This is a genomic window from Roseixanthobacter psychrophilus, from assembly GCF_043195195.1.
Classification (GTDB): domain Bacteria; phylum Pseudomonadota; class Alphaproteobacteria; order Rhizobiales; family Xanthobacteraceae; genus NCEH01.
This window is the reverse complement of record NZ_JBAFWT010000146.1, coordinates 1-1,160: the sequence shown is the minus strand read 5'-3', so window position 1 is coordinate 1,160 and position 1,160 is coordinate 1. Positions and strand designations below refer to the sequence as shown.

The 1,160-nt window shown below is 64.1% G+C and carries 1 protein-coding gene; it reads right to left on the bottom strand.

The window, feature by feature from the left end; translation table 11 throughout:
* Positions 1-17 precede the first annotated feature (17 nt).
* A protein-coding gene (locus V5F77_RS28895; RefSeq protein ID WP_429008486.1) for an IS630 family transposase occupies positions 18-1,075 on the bottom strand; the annotation gives its coding sequence in 2 pieces (ribosomal slippage) (positions 18-587 and positions 590-1,075; 1,056 coding nt in all).
* Positions 1,076-1,160: the final 85 nt, after the last annotated feature.

The following is a 1,160-nucleotide window of genomic DNA, read 5'->3' as shown; positions in this document are numbered from 1 at the left end:
ATACCAAGATTCACTGATCAGAACCCGCGGGTCCAGTCGCGGAGGCCGAGCGACATGATCCGCCAGGGTTGTTCGACGAGCTTGTTCCAGGCGTCGCAGCAATGGTCGACGATCTCGTCGTAGGAGCCGAACACACGGTTCGACAGCCAGTTGTCGCGCATGAATTGCCACACGTTCTCTTGCGGGTTGAGCTCCGGACTTTTCGATGGGATCGCGACGATCGAGATGTTGGTGGGCAACTCGAGCTTCGGCGTCAGGTGCCAGCCGGCCTGGTCCATGAGCACCACGGCATGAGCCCCAGGCGCGACATGCAAGGCGATCTCGGCGAGGTGCAGGTTCATCGCGTCGGTATTGCAGAATGGCAGTACGAGGCCGGCGGCCTTCCCCTCCTGCGGGCATATCGCGCCGAAGATGTATGCGGATCTGGTGCGCTGGTCGTGCGGTGCGGAGGGCCGCGTTCCTCGCTTCGCCCATCGCCTCGTGATCTTGTTCTTCTGCCCGATCCGGGCCTCGTCCTGGAACCATATCTCTATGGGAGTGCCTCGCGGGAGAGACGCCCTGACCTTGTCCAGCTCGGCGGCAAAGCCCCCTTTTTGAAGGCTTCGATCGCGTCCGGATCCTGGGCATGGTGCCTGGGCCGGGCCGAAAGTTTGCGGTAGCCGAGCGCGCGTAGCTCGCGGCTCAGCGTCGGCCGCGAGACCGATAGCGAGAAGTCGTCCCAGAGCATCTGTGCCAGATCGATGATCCGCCACCGCACTACCCCGTGAGCGGCGGGTACGGGGCCTCGCTCGATTGCCTCGACCAGCGCCGCGCGATGAGCAGCTTTCAACAGCGACTGCGGCCCTGGCGCCTTTCGGTCGATCAGCCCGTCAGGACCCGCCGCGTTGAACTTCATCACCCAGTCCCGCACGATCTGCAACGTGACCCCGCCCATCCGCGCTGCCTCCGTCCGGCTCGCCCCCTCATAGATCGCGGCCAGCGCGAGCAAGCGCCGGGCTTGCGCACCATCCTTCGACCGTCTGGCGGCCGCCCTTACGGCGATGGCGTCGAAGTCGGTGCGAAGCGCAATCGGCATGGCAAACTCCTATCGTTTGCCATCTTGAATCAGCGCCGGATGCCACTGGCAAGCCCTCAAGAGTCACAACCCGCGAGCTTTGGTA